Source organism: Bradyrhizobium sp., assembly GCF_049512235.1.
Classification (GTDB): domain Bacteria; phylum Pseudomonadota; class Alphaproteobacteria; order Rhizobiales; family Xanthobacteraceae; genus Bradyrhizobium.
Genome location: NZ_JBEKXH010000679.1, coordinates 1 through 2924 on the forward strand (window position 1 = coordinate 1; position 2924 = coordinate 2924).

3 protein-coding genes and 1 pseudogene are annotated in these 2924 nt (G+C 59.0%); 2 read left to right on the forward strand and 2 right to left on the reverse strand.

Annotated elements, in window-relative coordinates; all coding sequences use genetic code 11:
* Positions 1-611 (forward strand): SGNH hydrolase domain-containing protein (locus tag ABSG20_RS33790; RefSeq protein ID WP_423868778.1); only part of this gene is annotated, 611 nt, incomplete at its 5' end.
* Between the two features lie 195 nt (positions 612-806).
* A complete protein-coding gene (locus tag ABSG20_RS33795) occupies positions 807-1094 on the forward strand; it encodes a hypothetical protein (protein WP_423868779.1) in 288 nt (95 codons plus the stop codon).
* Between the two features lie 181 nt (positions 1095-1275).
* On the opposite strand, the gene ABSG20_RS33800 is transcribed toward ABSG20_RS33795, so the two are convergent.
* The gene (locus tag ABSG20_RS33800) at positions 1276-2688 is read right to left on the reverse strand and encodes a mannose-1-phosphate guanylyltransferase/mannose-6-phosphate isomerase (protein WP_423868780.1); all 1413 of its coding nucleotides are present in this window, start codon (positions 2686-2688) and stop codon (positions 1276-1278) included.
* Between the two features lie 47 nt (positions 2689-2735).
* A pseudogene (locus tag ABSG20_RS33805) lies at positions 2736-2924 on the reverse strand (UDP-glucuronate 5-epimerase); the annotation flags it as partial.

A 2924-nucleotide genomic window follows, 5' to 3' on the forward strand; every position in this document is an offset into this window, starting at 1 on the left:
TGCCGTTTTTACACTATATCACGAAAAACGCAGGGCAGCGCGACAGAGATAGGAATTGCGACCTGCTTGCCGGCACGGCGATTGATCTAGCGAGTTCGTCATCGACTATTTCCACCGTTATTCTAGCGAGCATGGGTCCCGAATACTTCAGCGGCCAATCATTCAGGGGCGCTCCGACTGGAAGTTTCGGCATCTACCAAAATGATAAATTCGTTCCAGATCAAGAAGCTGCCTTTATCGATGGCTACTCTGATTTGGTTTCGCGTCTGCTACGCACCGGCAAGAAGGTAGTTTACTTTATTGACGTCCCAGAGATCGGTTTTGATCCCGCACAATGCGGACCTCGGGCTATTTCGCTGGTTGAAAAGAGCGGCTGCATCCTTTCTCGAAATGATGTTGACGTCCGGCAACGCCGTTATCGCGCGCTTATTGCAGAAATTGCGCGCCGCAATCCGGCCCTTAAGATATTTGATAGCTTGCCGGCTTTCTGTGATCATCAGTCCTGCCGCTGGATTTCGGGCGGCAGTTCGCTTTACTTTGACGTACATCATTTGACCGCCGCGGGAAGCCTGATCGCCCTCAAAGCGCTTTTATCTTCCAATCTCAATTGATCGCGCTGACGCCGTGCCCGAGCGGTCGACTGGTCGCGGCCGGCGAAGGTACGACAGCCTGTCTGCTCCGCCGCACGATGCGGCGGCGGATCTATGAGCGGCATGCGATTTTAGGACGATTAAACAGCTTCAGATCTATCATAGCAAACATCCTCGCCTCCTTGGTTGGTCTCTTCAAGTTCGGTAGCCCGGGCCGTGGTAACAAGCAACGATCCATCGGCGTTCCGGCTAGGTCTCGGCGCGGAGGTCATCGCCAATGCCCCAAACGCCCCTATCATTGAGCTCGATGGATTTTCTTCGCTCACCAACCTCGTCCAGTTGGCGACGCTGTTGAGCGAGGCTCAGGCCGGCCAGCCGCAATCCCTGTTTCAGTCGACGATAGGCGGCCAGGATACGGTGATCAACCTCGGAAATCCCGATAGCATAGCACTGACAAATCTCTCGATCGGCGAGCTTCATGCAAGTAGCTTCATGGTCCACTGATCGATATTCTTGAACTGCTGTTCAGATCTACCGCGTTGGCGACGGGGGCCTCTGCGCCAATCTATGCGCCGACGGGCAAGCTCGTCCTGATCCTGCATCAGTGTCTGCCCTCGCCTGCCCGTTCAAGCGCGCCAACCGGATTTCGAAGAAGCTGCGCGTTGTTGCCTCAACAAACGATCCTTCAACTCCGCTGGTAGTCGTCCTCGATGCGGATGATGTCGTCTTCGCCGAGATAGCTGCCGGTCTGGACCTCGATCAACTCCAGCAGGATCTTGCCGGGATTTTCCAGCCGGTGCACGGCGCCGATCGGGATATAGATCGATTCGTTTTCATGTACGGTCTTGACCTGCTCGTTGACGGTCACCCGCGCCGCGCCGCGCACCACGATCCAGTGCTCGGAGCGATGGTGATGCTTCTGCAGCGAGAGCCGGCCGCCCGGCTTCACCACGATGCGCTTGACCTGGTGGCGCTCGCCATTGTCGACCGACTGGTACGAGCCCCAGGGGCGATGCACCTTGATATGATCTTCTGTGACCTGTGGCGCCACGTTCTTCAGTTTCGCAACCAGCCGCTTCAGGCCGTTGGCATCCTTCTGACGTGACACCAGCACGGCGTCCTGCGTCGCCACAACCACCAGGTCGTCGACGCCTTCCAGCGCTACCAGCGCCCTGTCGGTCGAAACATTGCAGTTGCGGGAATCCTCGAACACGGCCTTGCCCTGCGCGGCATTGCCTTCGCTATCCTTGTCCGACAGTTCCCACACCGCATGCCATGATCCGACATCGGACCAGCCGCAGGCGACCGGCACCACGGCGGCACGGGCGGTCTTTTCCATCACGGCATAGTCGATGGAGATCGGCCTAGCCGCGGCAAATGCGTCCGCGTCGAGTTTGACGAAGCCGAGATCGCGTCCGGCCTTGAGCACGGATGAGGTCACCGCCTGTGCGCTTTCGGCATCGAACGCGCGGTATTCGTCGAGCAGAACGGCAGCGCGAAACATGAAGTTGCCGCTGTTCCAGAAATAACCGGCCTTGACATATTCGGCCGCGGTTGCCGGATCCGGCTTCTCGACGAATTTCGACACGCTGCGGACCTCGCCGGAAATGACGTCACCAGGGCTGATATAGCCATACTCGGTAGCCGCACGCTCAGGCTCAACACCGAAGGTCACGATACGTCCGCCTTCGGCCGCGGCCAGTCCCTGGCGGCAGGCGGCGATAAAGGCGGGAGTGTTACGGACCACGTGATCGGCGGCGAGCGCCAGCACCACCGCATCCGTGTCGCGGGTTTGGGCAAAGGCTGCGCCGGCCGCGATCGCCGGGCCGGAATCCCGCCGCATCGGTTCCAGCAGCACATCGGCTTCAAGCCCGATCTCGACCAGTTGCTCGAGCACCATGAAGCGATAGACCGTGTTGGTGATGACGATCGGACGGGCAAACAGCGTCGCATCCGAGACCCGCAGCATGGTATCCTGAAACGTCGAGCGCCGCCCGAACAAGGTCAGGAACTGCTTAGGGTGGACCTCGCGCGAGGCTGGCCACAGCCGGGTCCCGGCGCCGCCGCACATGATCAGTGGGATGATAGATTTGCCCATTGTGTCCTGCTTTCAGAATGGCCTGCTGTCAGAGTGTCCTGCTGCTGTCAGAGATCGTGATAGTCACGATACCATTTCGCAAATTGCGCAACTCCCTCTGCTATCGTGGTTGCAGGCCGGAATCCAATGTCCCGCGCCAGATCTTCGATGTCGGCATAGGTTGCCGGCACGTCGCCTGGCTGCATCGGCAGCATTTCCCTGATGGCCGGGCGACCGAACTCGCTCTCAAGCAGGGA